Source organism: Rhodococcus sp. NPDC055024, from assembly GCF_053608585.1.
The window spans coordinates 1-19,729 of record NZ_JBSGVT010000032.1; the positions used below are offsets into that span (position 1 = coordinate 1).

Annotated in this window: 7 protein-coding genes and 1 pseudogene; 4 read left to right on the top strand and 4 right to left on the bottom strand. The window is 61.5% G+C overall.

Translation table 11 applies throughout. The annotated features are described in order from the left end of the window. Nucleotides 1–27: 27 nt before the first annotated feature. Nucleotides 28–4,092, top strand: a complete 4,065-nt coding sequence (locus ACWF6P_RS31395) for a non-ribosomal peptide synthetase (RefSeq protein WP_452623649.1) — start codon at nt 28–30, stop codon at nt 4,090–4,092. A 34-nt stretch (nt 4,093–4,126) separates the two neighbouring features. Here ACWF6P_RS31395 and ACWF6P_RS31400 read toward each other — a convergent pair whose 3' ends face one another. Next, nucleotides 4,127–4,807, bottom strand: a complete 681-nt coding sequence (locus ACWF6P_RS31400; protein WP_452623650.1) for a glyoxalase — start codon at nt 4,805–4,807, stop codon at nt 4,127–4,129. A gap of 248 nt (nt 4,808–5,055) precedes the next feature. Between ACWF6P_RS31400 and ACWF6P_RS31405 the strand changes: the two genes are divergently transcribed. Then, nucleotides 5,056–8,160 (top strand): multicopper oxidase family protein, encoded by a 3,105-nt coding sequence (locus ACWF6P_RS31405; protein ID WP_452623654.1) that lies wholly within the window; start codon nt 5,056–5,058, stop codon nt 8,158–8,160. A gap of 118 nt (nt 8,161–8,278) precedes the next feature. Then, a pseudogene (locus tag ACWF6P_RS31410) lies at nt 8,279–9,518 on the top strand (DUF222 domain-containing protein). A gap of 86 nt (nt 9,519–9,604) precedes the next feature. Here the strand turns inward: ACWF6P_RS31410 and ACWF6P_RS31415 are convergent. From ACWF6P_RS31415 to ACWF6P_RS31425, 3 genes are read right to left on the bottom strand one after another with little or no spacing between them, the layout of a single operon-like run. After that, a complete protein-coding gene (locus ACWF6P_RS31415; protein ID WP_378450074.1) occupies nt 9,605–10,576 on the bottom strand; it encodes an antibiotic biosynthesis monooxygenase in 972 nt (323 codons plus the stop codon). Then, nucleotides 10,573–13,266, bottom strand: coding sequence for a molybdopterin-dependent oxidoreductase (locus ACWF6P_RS31420; protein ID WP_452623651.1), 2,694 nt, complete (start codon nt 13,264–13,266; stop codon nt 10,573–10,575). The genes ACWF6P_RS31415 and ACWF6P_RS31420 overlap by 4 nt, the downstream gene beginning before the upstream one ends. Then, entirely contained in the window at nt 13,263–14,087 is an 825-nt protein-coding gene (locus tag ACWF6P_RS31425; RefSeq protein WP_452623652.1) for an FAD binding domain-containing protein, read from the bottom strand. Before ACWF6P_RS31425 ends, ACWF6P_RS31420 begins: the two co-directional genes overlap by 4 nt. A 260-nt stretch (nt 14,088–14,347) precedes the next feature. On the opposite strand from ACWF6P_RS31425, the gene ACWF6P_RS31430 reads away from it, so the two are divergent. After that, the coding region (locus ACWF6P_RS31430) for an amino acid adenylation domain-containing protein (RefSeq protein ID WP_452623653.1) at nt 14,348–19,729 on the top strand (5,382 nt) is incomplete at its 3' end.

A 19,729-nucleotide genomic window follows, 5' to 3' on the forward strand; every position in this document is an offset into this window, starting at 1 on the left:
GTGTTGGGGTGTGGGTCGAGGGTTGGGTTGGATGATGATTTCTTCGTGTTGGGTGGTAATTCGCTGAATGCGACCAGGCTCATCAGCCGCATCAATCAACACGCCGGTAGCGCGTTACCGCTTCGAGCGTTGTTCGATCATCCATCCGTGGTGGAACTTGCTGCGGCACTCGATAATGCAGAGCGTGCCGATCGGCTCGCCCTCCTTGCGCACGCACGCCCGGAACAGATCCCACTCTCGCTCGCGCAGAATCGGATGTGGTTCCTCAATCAATACGACGTCGCGTCTGCGGCCTACAACATTCCGTTGGCCATCCGACTCTCAGGTGCCGTCGACGTCCCTGCACTTCGTGGTGCGGTGGGCGACGTCCTGGCACGCCACGAGTCGCTGCGAACGATGTTCCCCGACAACGGCGACGGCCCCGTCCAGGTCATCCTGCCACCCGAAAACGTCGAGTTCGATCTGAGCCCGATCGATGTCGACCGAGGCAATCTCGATACGCGCATACTCGGCGTCCTTTCCGAAGGCTTCGACGTCACAGCCTCGGTCCCGATTCGGGTGAAGCTGTTCCGAGTCGAAGAATTCGAGCATGTGCTCGTGATGTCGGTCCATCACATCAGTGCGGACGGTGTGTCCATGGCGCCGTTGGCTCGAGACGTGATGGTTGCCTACTCGGCGCGGCTCACCGGCCAGCCGCCCTTCTGGGCGCCGCTGGAGATCCAGTATGCCGACTTTGCGCTGTGGCAGCGGGCGCTCCTCGGTGACGAGGCGGACCCGAACAGCATCGCATCGACTCAAATCGACTACTGGAAAACAACATTGGGCGGGATCCCGGACGTACTGGAATTGCCGACCGATCGACCACGCCCGGCGGTGGCCACCCAGAACGGTGCGATGGTTCGCTTCGACATAGCGCCCGAAGTCATGGATCGCGTACGTGAGATCGCCGATCTCCATCACGCAAGTGTGTTCATGGTGATCCACGCGGTGTATGCGGCGCTGTTGGCGAGATTGTCGGCGAGCACCGACATCGTCGTCGGCACACCGGTGTCCGGACGAGGTGAGGCCGCTGTCGAGGATTTGATCGGAATGTTTGTCGGCACAGTCGTTCTGCGAACAGATGTCGACTCCGCACTGACGTTCTCGGCGTTGCTCGATCAGGTGCGTGACCGAGATCTGAGCGCATTCGGCCACGTCGATGTGCCCTTCGAGAGGCTTGTCGATGTACTGAAACCTGTTCGCTCACAAGCTCACGCACCGCTGTTCCAAGTTGCGCTGGCCTACGAGTACGTCGAGGACGCTGTCTTCGAGCTTCCTGACCTTCGTGTGTCGGCTCTCGAATTCGACGTCACTCCAGCTCAATTCGATCTTGCCTTGACGCTGTTCGAGACCGCGGAATCCGAAGGCTCAGACACCGAGTCGGTAACGGTGAGTGGATCGCTGACCTACGCAACCGATCTGTTCGACCGGTCCACGGTTGCATTGTTTGCCGAGCGATTCGTCATGCTGCTCGCGCAACTAACCGAAGACCCGGCCAGAGTTCTCGGTCATGTCGACATTCTGAATCGTGACGAGCAGAACCTGCTGGTGCCGGTGCGAGGCCTGGCGGCGGCGCATCCGGCGACGCTTTCCGAGCTGATTTTTGCTGCGGTCTCGTCGAATCCGACGGGGATCGCCTTCCTGTGGAACGACCGCGCCGTCACCTACGCAGAAGCCGACGAACTCTCGACCCGTATGGCTCACGTTCTCTTGGAACGAGAAGTCTCGCCGGAAACATTTGTGGCTCTCGCTCTTCCGCGATCACTCGAGTCTGTGCTCGCAGTCTGGGCAGTGGCCAAGACCGGTGCCGCGTATCTGCCGGTCGACCCGAGCTATCCGGCCGAGCGCATCGAGCACATCCTCGGAGACTCTCGGGCAAAGCTCGGTGTGACGATTGCCGAGCATCGTCGGTTCCTGCCCGACGACGTCGAATGGCTGATTCTCGAGGACATCGCCGAAGAACTGGCGGCAGCCCCGGTGAGCCCTCTCGACACACCCGCACGAATCGACAATCCGGCATACATGATCTACACCTCGGGTTCGACGGGGAAGCCGAAGGGAGTCGTGGTCACCCACGGTGGTCTCGCGAACCTTGCAGCCGAACGTCGTGAGCACTATCGCGTCGACTCGCACTCACGATTCCTGCACAACACCTCACCGAGCTTCGACATGTCGGTCGGAGAGATGATGTCGGCGCTCTCCGCGGCGGCGACTCTGGTCGTCACACCACCCTCTATTCTCGGCGGCGACGAGTTGTCGCGGTTCATGATCGACCGCGAGGTCACCCACGCACTGATCACTCCGGCGATGTTGACGTCGATGGAACCGGAGGGGCTCGAGGAGCTTCGAGTTCTCGGTGTCGGCGGTGAAGCGGTTTCCGCCGAACTGGTCAATCGTTGGCAGCCTGGTCGAACCATGCTCAACGGGTACGGACCAACCGAGGCCACCGACATCTCCACCGTCGGTGATCTTGTCGCGGGGAAGCCGGTCACGATCGGATCGCCGGTACGCGGTTTCGGCACGGTGATCCTCGACGCTCGACTGCTACCGGTGCCGATCGGGACACCGGGTGAACTGTACGTGTCGGGGCTGGCTCTAGCCCGTGGATACCACGATCAGCCCGTGCTCACGGCGACCCGATTTGTTCCCAACCCGCATGGGCAGCCGGGGGATCGTATGTATCGAACGGGTGACATCGCAGCGTGGACACCCGACCTCACCATCGAGTATCGGGGCAGGACCGACAGTCAGGTCAAGATTCGTGGTCACCGCATCGAACTCGGTGAGATAGATGCGGCACTGCACGCCCACCCGGACGTCGATGTGGCCATGGCCCTCGGCAGGCGGACACCGTCCGGGGACACGGCGCTGGTGGCGTACGTCGTGCCGGCGCCGGGAACTGCGCCGGAGGCGGGCCACGTTATCGCATTCGTATCCGAGTTCTTGCCGCGTCACATGATCCCGAGTGCCGTCGTCTTCATCGACAAGGTGCCGACGACACCGACAGGGAAGGTCGACGAGAAGGCATTGCCGACTCCTGATTTTGCGTCGAAGATCGTGTATCGGGAACCGAGCACACTTTCGGAAATCGCTGTGGCCAGGGCCTTCTCTGAGGTTCTCGAAATCGCTGACATCGGCGCCGACGACAACTTTTTCGAACTCGGTGGCAACTCACTGTCGGCGATTCGTGTGGTGACAAAGCTGCGGGCTTCCCTCACCCGCGAGATACCGCTGCAGTGGTTGATGATCGAGCCGACTCCGGCGTCGATTGCGATGCGTATCGATTCCCGACAAGACACTGCCGGTGCGCTGGACGTAGTCTTCCCGATTCGAACCACCGGTGAACAGCCGCCCATGTTCTTCGTCCATCCGATCATCGGCCTGGCCTGGAGTTACGCCGGCTTGGCGCCGTATATCGATTCGGCAACTCCGATGTACGGAATCCAAACTCCGGCAGTTTCGTCCGCGGACCCGTTGCCGGAGTCCATCGAACTCACCGCTGCCAGGTATCTAGAGGAGGTGCGGCGAATCCAGCCTGAAGGCCCCTACCACCTCGCCGGTTGGTCGCTGGGTGGAGTGATCGCACATTCGATGGCGGTGCAATTGCAGGCAGCGGGCGAGTCGGTCGATTCGTTGGTGATGCTGGACAGCTTCGCCCGTGCCGCTGAAGACAGTGAAGACAGTGAAGGCACTGAAGGCACTGCAGATTCGGACGCAGAAGACGGCTCGGATATGGGACTCGAGTTCGCGCAAGCGATGGGTGAACTGACTGCGGAAAACGTCGGCAGGCTTGTCTTTGCGGCCCAGCACAATGACACGTTGATGAAGACCTATCAGCCGGGGATCTTCGATGGTGACGTGCTGTACTTCACTGCAGCGCTGGATGATCCGTGGCTGAACCGTGGAGCCGATTCATGGCGTGCATACGTGAGCGGGGATATCGTGAATCATCCCGTCGAGTGCACTCACTGGGACATCACCTCGCCCGCTGCGCTCGAGACCGTTGGTCCGTTGATGGCGCACAGCTTGGAGAGGATTCGCGGGATGTCCTGAGTCGCTCGGGCTTGCCGGCAGGACACCGTCCGGCTCAGGAATGGGCGCTCTCCCAGGCGAAACCGTCGGGATCCGCGAAGGGTTCGGAAGCGCCGGTGATGGTGATCCGGTGCGATCCGGTGCCTTCCGGAGCGAGCCCGGCATCCTTCGCCAAGGCGCGCCGCCCATACAGTGCCAGTGTGACATTGCCTGCTGCACTGATGAATTCGACGTACTTGCGGCCGAAGCTCTTGGACACCTCGAGTCCGTGGTCGAGGTAGAACTGCTTGCTGGCCTTGACGTCTTCGGTGCCGAGCAGCAGCACGAGGTTGTCGATCGTGCGGGTGGCCGGCCCGTTGTTCTTCTTCGACGACGTGGCGATCTTCCAGATCGAACCGTCGGGAGCCTGAACAACTCCGCCGTATCCCCAGATGGATTTCTTGACCGGCTTCAACTCGGTGGCACCGGCTGCGAGCGCTGCGCCGACGAATGCGTCGACGATGTTGGGTTGGGAGACGACGAGCGAAAGGGTATATCCACGAAACCCGGTTGTCGGTTCGGTGGATGCGCGTAGCTGGATTCGATCTCGGACGCCGAGAGCGTCGTAAAAAGCCTCGGCTGCCGCGAGGTCCGGGACGTCGAGGATCACGGACTGCGCGGTGGTCCTCTGGGCGCTCCCTGCCGATGTGTGGTTTGACGACGTGTGGTTGGAAGTGGACTTCTGTGGTGTGTTCATGTGTTTCAACGTAATTGCGGGTCCCTTGGCCGTGCTTCTCGATTCCTGATCGGTTTGGTGAGCCACCATGCGGCATGCATCTCGGAAGCGGGCACTGCGCGGGCTATTTGTCGTGAATATCCTGTTCAGCGGATGTTTTCTCGATAGGCTGATGAGCGCTGATCGGACGTATCTCACGCCACCATGGAACGGGGAAACCAGTGATCGCACTGCGAGGAAAGTCGTTGGCCGCGGTAGTAGTGGTGTCGATGACGGTGGCGTTGGGCGCGTGTACCTCCGGTGAATCGGCGCCTGAGGCGGGCGCTCACTACGGCTCGGACGGTGCCCCTGTCGACTACCGGGAGCCGGTGAAACTGAGCAGTCGAGATGGTGTCCTCGAAGTGCGGTTGTCCGCTCATCAGGGAGTGATTCCGCTCGATACCGCGTCGGCGCCGGTGTCGAATTTCCTGCTGTTCGGGTACGAAGTCATTCGCGGTACGGCCTCGGACGGGTCGACCTCGGCGAGTGACGTCTATCCGGCGCCGACTCTCCGGGTCAACCCCGGGGAGCGGTTGATCATTCATTACGACAACGATCTGCAGGATCTCACGGTTGAGGACTTCTACGATCCGGCGTTCACTCCGGCGGGCGGGGATGTGCCGATCTATCCGCCGGCGCTGTCGTCGGCTCCGCTTAATCTGCACACGCACGGAGTTCACGTGAGTCCGGACGGTAATGCCGACAACGTGTTGCTCAACATCCCCGCCGGCCAGGGAAATGTTTACGACTACGCGATTCCGGGGACGATGCCGAACGGTCTGTACTGGTATCACAGTCACCGGCACACCCTCACTGCGCAGCAGACGTACATGGGTCTGGCCGGGCTACTGGAAATCGGCCGGCCGGACGGCAATTTGCCTGTCGTGACGGCGAACGACATTCCGATCCGCGATATGGCACTGCAGTACAACTTCGTGTTCGACCGCAAGGGGAAGGGCCGGCAGCTCAACGACGCGAATTGGCCCCAATTCGTCAGTACCTTGACGCCGCCCACCGGCACGGAATTGGCCGACGGTACCTACCGTCCGAGCTTGGCGCCCGTGAATTTCTCGGAAACCACGGAGGGAGCACAGTATTTCACCAACTGGTACAGCGGACCGCTGTCGCCGGCCAATCATCGTGGACAGAATCAATTCGTACCAGGCAACCTCCAGAGCTTCGCCGGTGAATCGACGAGAGTCCCGGCTGATCCCTCCCTGCCCGACAACCAACGCGACGTGCAGTACACCGTGAACGGTCAATTTCAGCCGTCCCTGAGATTGAAGCCGGGTCAGACCGAGATCTGGGTTCTCGCCAACATCAGCGACTTCGCCTACATGCCGGTCACGTTGACGGAAACCGCAACCGGCGCTCATCCGAAGTTTGCGATCGTGGGCCAGGACGGAAATCCGTTCGACGAGGTCAGGCCACCCGTGGACGGGGACGGAACCAGGCTGGTGATTCCGCCGGCCTCGCGATACGCGATTGCCGTGACGATGCCGGAGGCCGGCGATCTGGTGCTGGAGATGCCACCGCTCGAAGGTGCAAAGCCGGTGAGCAATCCAGGCATTCTGTACACAAACAACGGCACCGACAATCCGCCGGCCGAACTCGGAACCGTCACTGTCGACCCGTCGGTGATCAGCTACGCGGACGGATTCTTCACGTTCCCGACTCAACAGTTGATCCGTGCGACACCAGATGAGGGGGAAGGAAAGACGACTCCATTCGACTTCGGACAAAAACTGGACACCTACACCTCCTTCGTGGATACCGCAGCGATGACGCCCGACGTGACCCGCAACCTCACAGTCTCGGGCGGATTCGGAAACGAGAAGGCCAGCAACAGTGATCCGAAAGCCTTCACCTACGAGTTCGCCGACAACACGTTCCCCAACATTCCGCTGATTCAACCGCGTTTGAATTCCGTTGAGGAATGGAAGATCACGAACCTCAACAACGACGAACATCCGATGCATATTCACGTCAACGACTTCCAGGTGACGGAAGTCGTGGATCCCGTCGCAGGTACCACGACGGGCGTTCAGCCCTGGGGAATCGACAACGTGAACGTGCCGGCGCCGGTGACGGACGAGAACGAGAATGCGCTGGAACCAGCATCGGTGACGTTGCGGACGAAGTTCACCGAGTACACCGGAACCTTCGTCATTCATTGCCACCGACTCAATCACGAGGACAACGGATTGATGGCGACTGTCAACGTGATTCCAGAGGTGTCGACATACGCAGTGGCCGTACCCGGTTCGGCCGGAGTCCCCGCCAAAGTTCAGATATTCGATGCCAACGGCGACAAGCTGATCTCCACCGTCACTCCCTTCCCGTCGTTCGAAGGCACGCCGAGCGTTGCGATGGCCGACGTGAACGGAGACATGGTGCTTGATCTTGTGGCTGGAACAGGTGCAGGATCGGCTCCGGAAGTGTTGGCGTACAACGCAGTCGGAGGCGTGCCGTTCACCGACGAGTTGGCAAGATTTGCACCTTTCGATTCGGGGTTCCGTGGTGGAGTGAACGTAGGCGGCGTCGACATCGACGGAAATGCTCTGGCGGACAACATCATCGTTGCGTCAGGCCCAGGAATGGAGTCGCAGGTCAAGATCTACTCCACCGACCTTCCGGCGGACAAGAAGTCCGCGCCGGCAGAATTCGGCTCCTTCTCTCCGTATCCGGGTTCGAGTAGCGGCGTCACTTTTGCAACCGGGATGGTCGACAGTCACTCCGGTCGGGCGAGCATCGTGACCGCGCCGGGTGCCGGCGACGAGCCTTTGATCAAGACGTTCCGCTACGACCTGTACGAGCCGACGGCAGCTGCGCAGGGCGACTCCGATGAACACGCAGGTCGTGCGGATGGTCCGGTGACGACATCACAGTTCTTGGCCTTCGATCAGGGCTATCGCGACGGGGTGTCGCTCTCGACGGGATGGGTGGCCGGCGCTGAGGGCGGAGCCAAATCGATCGTGGCGGGCATGCTCGGAGGGGAGGGTTCAGTCCGTGTCTTCTCAAGTGGATCCAGGCTCGACGGCGCGCCCGAGATGTACCTCGAGAGCCCTGACCATCATTCGGCGGACGTAGCGTTTCGGGAAGTCGCAGCCTTCGATCCGTTCGCCGGTCCAGGGTCGGGCGTCGAAGTAGCGACGACGAGCACGACTACCGGCGCGGATCTCCTTGTGAGTGGTAGCAACGGAACGGGTGCCGAAGTTCGGAAACTCACGCTGGGTCGCGCCGATCCGTCCGCGACTACATTGACACCGACGCTTGTGGGAACGCTCCCGCCCTATCCTGTCGGTGGGGGAGCCTTGCCGCTCGGTGGTCGATGATCGCGTTTGCGTCAGTTTCGAAAGTAGTTCGATTTCAACAGGTCTCGAGTTGTGAGCGTTTCTGAAGTTGTCCGTTATGTCCCTGGTTATCGAAAGTATGTTCGATTAGACTTTCGGTATGGACAGTCGGGAAGCGTGGCAGCTGGATGGTGAGGGCCTCAAGAGTGAGGTTCTGGATCTGGTGCGTGTCCGGCATGAGTTGCAGTCGCGGATGGTATTGCTGATCGTGGAGATGTTTTCCCGGGAGACTGTGGTCGGGAAGGGTTTTCGGGCGATCGCGCAGTGGTTGCATGGTTCGACGAATTTGGAGACCGGTGAGTGCAGCCTGCTGGTCAGCCTGGCGCGGTTGCTTGTTGCTCGAACCTGTTGTCGCGGATGCATTCCACCGCGGCGATGTGGATGCGCTGAAAGCCCGTCAGGTGGCGTCGTTTTGTCAGCATCCACCCAAGAACATGACCCCGGCGGATGTCGACAAGGCCCGCGGGATCCTGCTCGGGTTGGCGTCGAAGAACATCGCCGATTGTGATGCGGTGCGGGCGGCGATCCGGCGGATCGAGAAGCAGTACGGAAAACGCGAAGACGGCGTCCCGGTCGGTGAGGATTCGGAGCGCAACGAGTTCTACGCCTCGAAAGGCTTGTACGGGCGGGTCAGCGTGGAAGGCGATCTGGATGCCGTGAACGGTGCCCGTCTGATCACGTTGTTGTCGAGCCTGTCCGCTCCGACGCCGGAGAAGGACGGCGTCAAAGACACCCGCACGCCGGCACTGCGACGCGCGGACGGGTTCTGCGAACTGCTGCGGCGGTACGAGCGGGCGGGGCTGGGTCCAATCGAAGGCGGCGTGAAACCACACATCACGGTGACTGCGTCGGCGAAGGACATGACCGACCTCAAAGCCTTGAAAGACCTCTTGCCGTCGACCGAGGAACTCGGGTTCGCGTGGACGGATTGGGTGGGGCCGATCAGCATCGACACCGCACGGATGTTGGCGTGCGACTGCACCATCACCCGGATTCTGTTGGATGAGAATGGTGTTCCGCTCGACTGCGGCAAGGAAGCGAGAACCGCGACGGTACCCCAGCGGCGGGCGTTGGCGGTTCGTGATGGTGGGTGCGCGTTTCCGGGGTGCGGGACACCATCGGGGTGGTGCGATGCTCACCATATTGTGCACTGGAATGATGGTGGCCCAACGGATCTCGACAATCTGATTCTGTTGTGTGGGCATCATCATCGGACACTGCACCACACGCAGTGGCGAGTGGAAATCGGCCCCGATCGGAAGACGGTGTTCTATCCGCCGATGTCGATCGATCCGTTCCAGCATCCCATCGGCGGGAACAGCCCACCGACAGCGGCGTGAACCGACATACCTGAAAATGCCAGCGTGTGCACCAGGGAAGAATCATGCCCTGGTGCACACGCTGGCATTTTCGTGTTCCGTCGAGTTCAAGGCAGCGACCAGAACTGAGTAGTCACGAGGTAGAAGACGACAACCCAGAACAAGGTCACAGCGGCAACGATTGCCACTCCTTGCGCGTTGGTCTTCGCCACAGGAATCCCCGGAGGCGGTCGCAGCCAACGGCGCAGGAGTCGATTCACGTAGTACGGCATCGTGAAGAAACTCATGATGAAGCTCGACAGCAGATTGCCGATCAACAATCCCAGCCAGAGCGGCAACTTCAGCGGCGACAGGGCCAGGGTAAGTAGCACGACCGTCGGGTAGAGGCCGACCCAGACGGCGATCGAGGTTTTTGTCTCCGAAGGTGGCGGGGCCTCGTTTCCGTTCTCGTCGAAAGCAAACCAACTGCCGAACGAATTGTCGACGGTCCGCAGTTCGAAGTCGTGGAACTTGCGGCCCTCGGCGAGGAGTTGTTGTCGTTCAGGGGAAGTCAGCCACGTGTCGAGATGGGCGGCGTTGTCGAAACGATAGAGCAGCGTCCATTCATCCTGCACACCGTCGACGGGGCGAAACAGTTCGGTGCCGCGAAATCCGTCGAAAGCACTCTCCACTTCGCGAAGACGGTCCTGCCAGGCGAGGAACTCGTCGATGCTGTCGTCACCGACTCGGTGCGTCACCACGACGGTCAGCAACGGGTCCGGAGGTTTGATCCCGCCGCTCACGACCTGCTGCGTGGCCGGGCCGTCGAAGTACTGACGACCGTTCTCCAGGTGGTCCTGCCTCGTCGCGCTGTTGATCCACGCTTGAACATGTGCGATGGAGTCGAAGCGGTACACGATCACCCAATCAGGTTGGGTAGACGTCGGAGCCGCAATTTCCGCCCCGAGGAAGCCCGCGTAATCTGCGGCTGCTCGGTTGAGATCTTTCTGCCAGACCTCGAACTCTTTCTCCAGTCCGGCGCGCACTCGCTGGCCGATGATTACTGTTGCCGCGCTGTCTGCCGAGGTGTTCGCGGTCATCGGTTCAGGCCCGTGAAGATGCGCTCGGGGGTGAGCGGTAGCGACCGGAATCGCGACCCGGTGGCATCCTGCAGTGCGTTCGCCAGCGCAGGGGCGACCGGATTGATGCAGCACTCTGCCATTCCCTTGGAGCGGAGCGGACCAACGGAGTCGGACGAATCGACGAGGATCACCTCGGTGCGAGGAACGTCTGCATAGGTCGGTATCCGGTAGTTACGCAGGTTCGGGTTCATCACCGCGCCATGTGCGTCTACGTGGAAGTTCTCGGTCAAGGCGAAGCCGATGCCCTGGGCGACGCCACCTTCGATCTGTCCCCGAACCTGCGCCGGATTGATGATCACTCCAGCGTCGGTGGCTTGGACGCTGTAGAGAATGCGAATCTCACCGGTGATGCGGTGGACGGCAATCCTGAAGCCATGGGTATTGGACACCACGCTGCGCGGAGATCCGTATGCCTTCCGAGCCTCGGTGAATCGGATCCCGCGCGGGCGTGCTGCCTCGAGTAACTCTTGCAGTGTCACCCGAGTGCTACCGCAGACGATCTTGTCGTCGTCCATCGAGCATTGGTCTATCGCGACGCCGGTGTGGTGCGCCGCGAAGGCCAGTAGCCGGTCACGTAGTGCGTTCGACGCGCGAAGGACGGCGTTGCCGGCAACAAACAGCCCGGCGCTGGCGAAAGCGCCTGTGTCGAAACCGGTTCGGTCGGTGTCCGACTGAATGATTCGCACGCGCGACGGTGTGGTGCCCAGCTGATGTGCGGCGATCTGCACGTGGGCGGTAGAGGTTCCCTCGCCGAATTCGACTGTGCCGATGGCAAGTTCGTACACACAGTCCTCGCCGAGAGTGAGCCAGGCCTCGGAAATGTGCTCGGTGGGAGGTGCTGTCTCATGTAGAGAACTTGCGGTACCGGTCCCGATAAGCCAATCGTCTCCGAGGGATGGGACCGGATGGCGGTTCAATGCGGCGTCGATCAGATCGATGCATTGCCCCAGTCCGTCTTCGGTGAAGATCACGTCGTCGGGGCCGTCCTCGAGTGCGACCAGCGAATCGCCCGGTCGTACTATATTGCGTCGACGCAGCTCTAGCGGGTCCATGTCCAGTGCGACGGCCAGCTCTGTCATCGCCGATTCCACGGCGAAAGCGGGCTGAGTCATCCCGTATCCGCGCAACGCGCCACTCGGAACATTGTTCGTGTACACGGAATACGCATCGAACTTCTTGTTCGCACAGCGGTAGAGCGAGACTGCCGCGCCGCCGGCAAAGAGTGTCTCTCCGCCGTGGTTTCCGTACGCACCGGTGTTCGAGATGTTTCGGTACTGAAAGGCCGTGAGGGTTCCGTCCGACTTGGCACCAAGTTTGATTGTCAGCTTCATCGGATGACGTGGTGACGCGGTGGTGAACTCTTCTTCGCGGGTGAATTCCAGGCAGACGGGACGGCCGGTGTCCAGGGTGGCGAGCGCCACCAGATCTTCGCTGATCACTTCTTGTTTTCCGCCGAACCCGCCGCCCACGCGTTTGCAGAACACTCGTAGTTGATCCGGGCGGAGGTCGAAGAGGTGGGCAAGTTTGACCTTGGCGATCGAGGGAGACTGCGAACTTGTGCGAACGTGGAGGCGGCCATTTTCCATCCACGAGATCGATCCGTGCGTCTCGAGGTGTGCGTGCTGAACCCGCGGTGAGAAGTAGGTGCCTTCGTGGATGACGTCGGCCTCCGCGAAACCGGCGTCGACGTCGCCGACGTGGCCGTGAATTTCGAGCAGGATGTTGCGTTCGGGATCTCGGACAAAGGGATCGTCGGACCCGTGCAGGGCCGGAGCGCCGTCGGCCATGGCCTCTTCCGGATCGAACACAGCCGGCAGGATCTCGTAGTCGACTTTCACCTTCCGGCGGCCTTCTTCCGCGGCGACGACGGAGTCGGCGAGTACGGCGACGACACGCTGGCCCACGAAACGTACGACGTTGTCGAGGATGTACGTGTCGTCCGGGTCAACAAGGTGGTCGGTATGGATTGCCGTGGTGAAGAGCTTGCGCGGCACGTCTTTCCAGGTGTAGACGCGATGCACGCCAGGGACAGCGAGAGCGTCGGTGGTGTCGATGGAGGTGATGCGTGCATGGGCGTGAGGCGAGTGCAGCACTTTCAGGTGCAGCATGCCGTCGATTTCGGTGTCCATCGTGTACTCGGCGCGTCCGGTTACCACCTCGGTCGCCGCCGGCGCGCCTACGCTTGTACCGACTGCTTGACCGGGAAGAGCAACCTCGATTGCGCTGACACCGTTGACAGCGTCTTCGATGGATCGGTAACCGGTGCAGCGGCACAGGTTTCCCTTGAGCGCTCGCGGCAAGTCTTCTTTCTGCTCGTCGGTGAGTGCCGCCGAGGTCATGATCATCCCAGCGGTGCAGAACCCACACTGAAAACCGGGTGCGTCTCGGAACTGCTGCTGAATCGGATGGAGATCTTCGGGCGTGCCGAGACCCTCGATGGTGGTCACGTCGCGACCGTCAGCGCGAAAGGCGGGTGTGATGCAACTGTGGATCGGTGCGCCGTCGAGCCACACCGTGCAGGCCCCACAATCACCTCCGTCGCACCCCTTCTTCACTCCGTGGTGTCCCAGTTGCCGAAGGAATGTGCGCAGACACTGACCGGGGAACGGTTCCTCGTCGAACTTTCGTCCGTTCACCGTGTAGCTCATGACAGGCTCCCCGTCAGTTCGATTCGCAGCTCGTCGGCGTAGTGACGAGCGAGGTGAAGGCGGTGGTCGGGGGCTCCGTTGGGATCGTCGAACCAGCTCTCGGCGGAGATGGAGTCGACAGCTCGTCGCAGAGATTCTTCGTCTGGCATCGCGTCGAACGTCAGCCGGATCGGATGCGTTGTGCCCGCAGTGATGGTCAGGTGAAAGTCGTCCGTGCCAGGAGTCTGCACCGCGATCATGAAGATCGTCGATCGCCCGAGAGGAGTGAGACTGAATCGGCGGTGGGCGTGCCGTTTGGTGAGTGCGTGCACCGGGAACTCGATGCTCCGAAGAACTTCGCCCGGCTCCAGGACGTTCTGGTGGTCGCCGGTCACGAAGTCGCAAGCGTCGACGGTTCTGACACCCCCGTCGGTAGCCCACAGTGTGAACGTGGCCTCGAGTGCTACCGCCAGCGTGATCATCGGTCCGGCGGGAAGTGACATACAGATGTTGCCGCCGACGGTGGCCGCATTCCACACCTTGAACGAGGAGAGGAAGTATTCGCAACTGACGCGAATAAGTGGACTTGCGCGCCAATTGTCCGGTGGTACAAACGCATACAGTTCGGCAACTGTGCACGTAGCTCCGACACTGAAGTGAGTCGCGCCGACGTCCAGTGGTGTCCAACCGAGTGCGGTGAGGTCGACGAGTCGACGTGTGTCGGGTTGTTCGGCGGAGAACAGCCAGGTTCCACCGGCAAGCCAGGCGTCGCCTGGACGCCACACTTCCCCTGGGCGATCCGGTGGTCGGCGTATCACGTCGGTAATGGTGGTGATGTCCATGCGCCTGCTCCCCTCGGGGGACGTGTCGTCCAGAAGTGGGACATTACCGAGGTGACGGGACACATTCACACTTTTAGTGCATATCGGGCACGTGAAACATGAGTGAAACGTATGCGACATCGGCCGGTGGATCGCTGCTTGTGCTGGCCGATTCTGGGTACGACTGCTTGAGAGGCGCGATCAGCCTCTTGCTCTCGCGCTGTTGATTCGGACGCGGCTACGCACTCGGCGGCCGCGGCGACCGTGCGGGGCGGGACACTGTGAAACCCTTCGAGGTCAAACGGACTGACACTTCTGATGAGACGCGCTTTCCGCTCTCGGCCGCGCAACGGGCAACCTGGTTCGCACAACAGCTCGATCCTGAGGTCCCGATTTTGATTGCGCATTACGTCGAGTTGCGCGGCGAATTGGACGTCGAGTTGTTGGATCGGGAAACGCGAGCGGTTGCACACGAGTTCCAATCTCCCTTGCTGAAAGTGATCGAGGTCGACGGTCAACCGATGCAGTACGTGGATGCGACTGCCGATATCTCGGTCGGTTTTGTCGACTTCCGCGGGACCGAGGATCCGTTCGAGACTGCGCTCGAATGGATGCGCCGAGATTGCCGGACGCAAATCGACCTGGCAGTCGACGAAATCGTCGAGACGGCTGTGCTGTGTGTGGGTGACCTGCACTACCTGTGGTACAGCCGCATTCATCACGTAGCGCTCGACGGTTTCGGTGCCATGACCACGATGAACCGTATCGCGCACCGGTACTCGGCCGCGGTGGCGAAGAAGGACCCGAAACCTGCTCGTGCCGCGCCGCTGCGCACGCTGTACGACATCGACGTGCGATACAGAACGTCGGATCGATTCCTTGCCGACCGTGAGTACTGGGCCGGGCGGAACGCGGCCGTCGCCGGATCAACCACCCTGGCGGACGACTCTGGGCCCGCACAGCCCGAGAGCGCACTCGAGAGTGCTCTCCTCTCACGCCTCGGCGGTATCCGACTCGACGAATCCGAGAACCAAGCTGCAACAGTCATCGCTGCACTCGCGCTGTACCTCTCGCGGTTGACGGCGAAAGAGACTGTCCATATCCATGTTCCGATGTCCGGGCGGACAACGGCGCTGTTACGCAACTCGGGCGGAATGATGGTCAGCGTCGCACCGTTGGTGATCGCGACGGCCGGGGTCGATACCGTCGGTGAACTCGTCGCGCAGGTCCAGCGTGAGCTCATGGGTGCATTGCGACATCAGCGCTGCAGCCTCGACGACATCCGTCGGGACGCGGGCGTGAAGAGCGTTGTGGAGGAGAAAGACTCGTTTGCCGGCTCCATGGTCAACGTCATGCTGTTCCGCCAGGAGGTTCGACTGGGCGAGGTGGTGGGCGAGTACCACATAGTCACGTCCGGTCCGGTGGAGGATCTGCTGGTCAACGTCTACCCGAGTGGCGACAGGCTGCGTGTCGATTTTCGGGCGAACCCGAACCGGTACGAGGTCGCGGGTTTGCGCGATCACCACCGGAATTTCCTCGAGTTACTGGAAGAGCTGATCGCGGCCGATCCCGGTGCCGAACTCTCGGCAGTTCACGACCTGACTGCGCGCGAGGGTGTGCGACGACGCCGCGAAGCTCGGCATCTCGCGTATTGGAGACATCAGCTCGCCGGGGCACCTGAACTGCTGCAACTTCCGTCCGATCGACCCAGGCCGGCAGCGCAATCGCTGCAAAGCGGACAGGTTGACGTTCGGGTCGGCGCCGACACTCACACTCGGATCACCGCCATGGCGAGTGATCTCGTGACGGACGCACGTGCGGTCTTACACGCAGGCTTTGCGCTCCTGGTGAGCCGGTTGTCCGGAGCTTCAGACGTGGTGATCGGTGCGCCGACGGGATCCGGCGCGAACCTGGTGGCCGTCCGCAATCGCATCGATCTGGAGATGCCGTTCACGACGCTCCTGCACAGCGTCTCCGAGGCTCGCAGTAATGCGCTGCTGCACAGTGAGATACGGCTCGAGCAGGTGGCGCAGGCGCTCGGCGTGGAAGATGTGCCCGCGTATGCACCGGTCGTTCAGGTGACGTTCGAGTGCGTCGGCAGCACCGACGAGCGACCTCGTGACGTTGGCCGTTTCGACCTCGGCGTATGTGCGGTGGAAAATTTCGACGCGGAGGGTGAACCGTCCGGAATAACGGTGGTGCTCGAGTTCTCTACCGATCTGTTCGAGCCCGAAACGGTACGTGGTCTTGGTTTACGGTTCACGCACATCCTGGAATCCCTCACCACGGGTCCGCCGGTCGTGATCGGCGACATCGACATCCTGTCGGAGTATGAACGATCCGCGACACGGCCTGACCGCAGTGGCCCTCGCACTTCGCATCGCACCCTCGCCGACTTGTTCGACGGCGCGGCGCAGCGACATCCCGACCGCGTAGCTCTCTCGTATCTCGGTGACGAGTTGTCGTATCGAGAAGTCGACGAGGATTCCAGTCGAATGGCTCGAATGTTGATTGCCCGCGGAATTGGTCCGGAAAACCTTGTGGCGCTGGGGTTGACGCGCTCGATCGAATCAGTTGTCGCGATGCTGGCGGTGGCCAAGGCGGGTGCGGCATTTGTGCCCGTGGATCCGACTTATCCGTCTGAACGTGTTCGTTACATGTTGACCGATTCCGGCGCCACGCTGGGACTGACGGTCGTTTCGGAACTTCACCGGTTACCGGATTCGGTTCCGTGGATGGCGATGGATGACCCTGAGTTCCGTGCCCACTGCGCACAGTTGCCCGGGCGCTCCGTCTCCGACATCGATCGGATGTACCCACTCCGGCCCGACAATCCGGCGTATGTGATCTACACCTCGGGTTCGACAGGACTCCCCAAGGGAGTGATTGTCTCCCATCGTGGTCTGGAAGATCTTGCCGGCGAGCAGCGTTCGAGGTTCGGTGCGACGCAGAACTCCCGAACGCTGCACTTCTCGACACCGAGTTTCGACGCCTCCATCTTCGAATATCTGCTGGCCTTCGGTGCCGGAGCGGCCATGGTGATCGCCCCGAGCACCATCTTCGGTGGGGACGAGCTGTCCCGATTCCTCGGCTCCGAGCAGATCACGCATGGTTTTGTCACGACCGCGGCGCTCGGAACAGTGTCACCCGATGGTCTTTCGGACTTCGGCAATGTCGTGTTCGGTGGGGAGGCGTGCCCACCGGAACTCGTACTGCGGTGGGCTCCGGGACGGAGACTGTGCAACGCCTACGGTCCTACCGAGGCCACTGTGATGTCGAACATCAGCGAACCGTTGGCGTCGTCGGAGACAATCACCGTAGGTGGACCGCTCCGTGGATTCCACGAGATCGTGCTCGATCCGCGATTGCGCCCCGTTCCCGACGGTGTTGTGGGGGAGCTGCACATCTCTGGTGAAGCGCTCGCGCGTGGCTATCACCGAAAGCGCGCCTTGACGGCAGAACGATTCGTGGCCAGCCCTTTCGGACCCTCCGGGCAGCGAATGTACCGAACGGGGGACTTGGTTCGCGTCCGGCGCGGCCGTGCGCTCGAGTATGTCGGTCGTAGCGACTTCCAGGTGAAGGTTCGCGGCTTCCGGATCGAGCTCGGGGAAATCGACACCGTCGTACAGTCGTGCCCGCAGGTCGAGAATGCAGTTACCGTGGCGAGTGCCGCTCCCTCCGGCGCCACGATGGTCGTCGCGTACGTCGTGCCTATCGGCGGGAGTGCGCTGTCGACGGCCGAGCTGACGCAGTACGTCGCGGACCGCATGCCGTCGTACATGGTGCCCGCGGCGTTTGTTCTTCTCGACGAGTTGCCGATCAGTCCGTCGGGAAAGGTCGATCGTGGGGCATTACCTGCACCGCAGTTGATCGGTCGATCGGACGAGTTCAGGCCACCTGTGAGCGCCGACGAGAACTTGCTGGCCGAGATCTTTGCTGACGTCCTGGGTGTCGCGAAGGTGGGCATCGGTGACAACTTCTTCGATCTTGGTGGTAACTCGCTGGTTGCGACGAGGCTGATCGCGCGTGTCAACTCCGGTGCCGCAGTCGATTTCGGGGTGCGAGCATTGTTCGAGGCACCGACAGTCGAATCACTGGCGGTGAAAGTGCGTGACGCGAAGGCATCCGGCCTCGATCATTCTCGATCGAGGCGTCCTCTCTTGCAGAGACATTCGCGTCCGGACACAGTGCCGGTGTCCCTGGCACAACAACGCCTGTGGTTTGTCAACCAGTTCGACACGTCATCCCCGGCCTACAACATTCCCATGGCGGTTCGACTCGCAGGAGCTTTGGATGCCGCTGCGCTGCGGGCCGCAGTGGGAGATGTCGTCGATCGTCATGAATCGCTTCGAACCGTCTACCCCGCCTCGGTGGACGGCCCACTGCAGGTCGTAGTTCCCCCGGAGCGCGTGATGTCGCAGATGGCGTGGGACGGGGAAGCGGCGGACGAGGAAGAACTGGACGAGCGGATTGCCGAACTCGCTCGACAGGGATTCGACGTGAGTGTGGATGTGCCCCTTCGCGGCACTCTCTTTCGGATCGTTCCGGACGAACATGTGCTCGTACTGGTTGTTCACCATATTTCGGCGGATGGAGCATCCCTCGAGCCGCTCGCCCGCGACCTGGCCCGCGCCTACGAAGCGAGAGCAGCGAATCAGATACCGGGCTGGCCCCCGTTGCCCGTCCAGTACGCCGACTACAGCCGATGGCAGGTCGATCTTCTCGGAAGTGACGCCGATCCGGACACTCTCGCGTCGAAGCAGTTGGACTATTGGACGTCGACCCTGTCCGGACTGACTGACGTGATCGACCTTCCGCTGGATCGACCGAGACCGGCCGAACGGTCCATGCGCGGTGAAACGGTCCGGTTCTCGGTGCCCGCGGACGTGCACAGTGACCTTCTCGATCTCGCGCGGCGCGTCAACGCAACTCCCTTCATGGTGCTGCACGCGGTGTTGGCGGTGCTGTTGGCACGACTGAGCGACTCGGCCGACATAGCAATCGGCACTCCGGTGGGAGGGCGCGCTGAGCAAGCGCTCGACGATCTGGTCGGGATGTTCGTCAACACGGTGGTCCTGCGAACCGCCATTGATACTGCCGCGACTTTCGAGGACATTCTTGCCCGGACTCGCGAAGTGGATCTGGCAGCGTTCGGGCATACCGAGGTGCCGTTCGAGAGCGTTGTCGACGCGATTGCGCCGCAGCGTTCGACGTCGCATTCACCCCTCTTCCAAGTTCTGTTGGAGTTTCAGAACATCACCCACCCCCATCTCGAACTGCCAGGACTCGTTGTCGATGCGATCCCGGTGGACATCGGTGTCGCAAAATTCGACTTGCAGTTGGCGCTCTCCGAACGGCGCGGTCAGGACGGCATTCCCGCCGGCTTCGATGCAGCCTTCACCTATGCCTCGGACATCTTCGAGGCCGGCACGGTCACGGAGTTCGGGGAGCGGTTCGTCCGCCTACTGAGGTCGGTCGTGGCGAATCCTACTGCGCCGGTAGGTGATGCGGAGATCCTTGTTGCGGGTGAGCGTGGGTTGGTGGTGGGTGGTTGGGATGGTGTGGGGGTGGTGGTGGGGGGTTTGACGTTGGTGGATGTGTTGGATGGTCGGTTTGCTGGTGTGGGTGGTGGGGGGTTGGTGTGTGGTGGGGTGGTGTTGTCG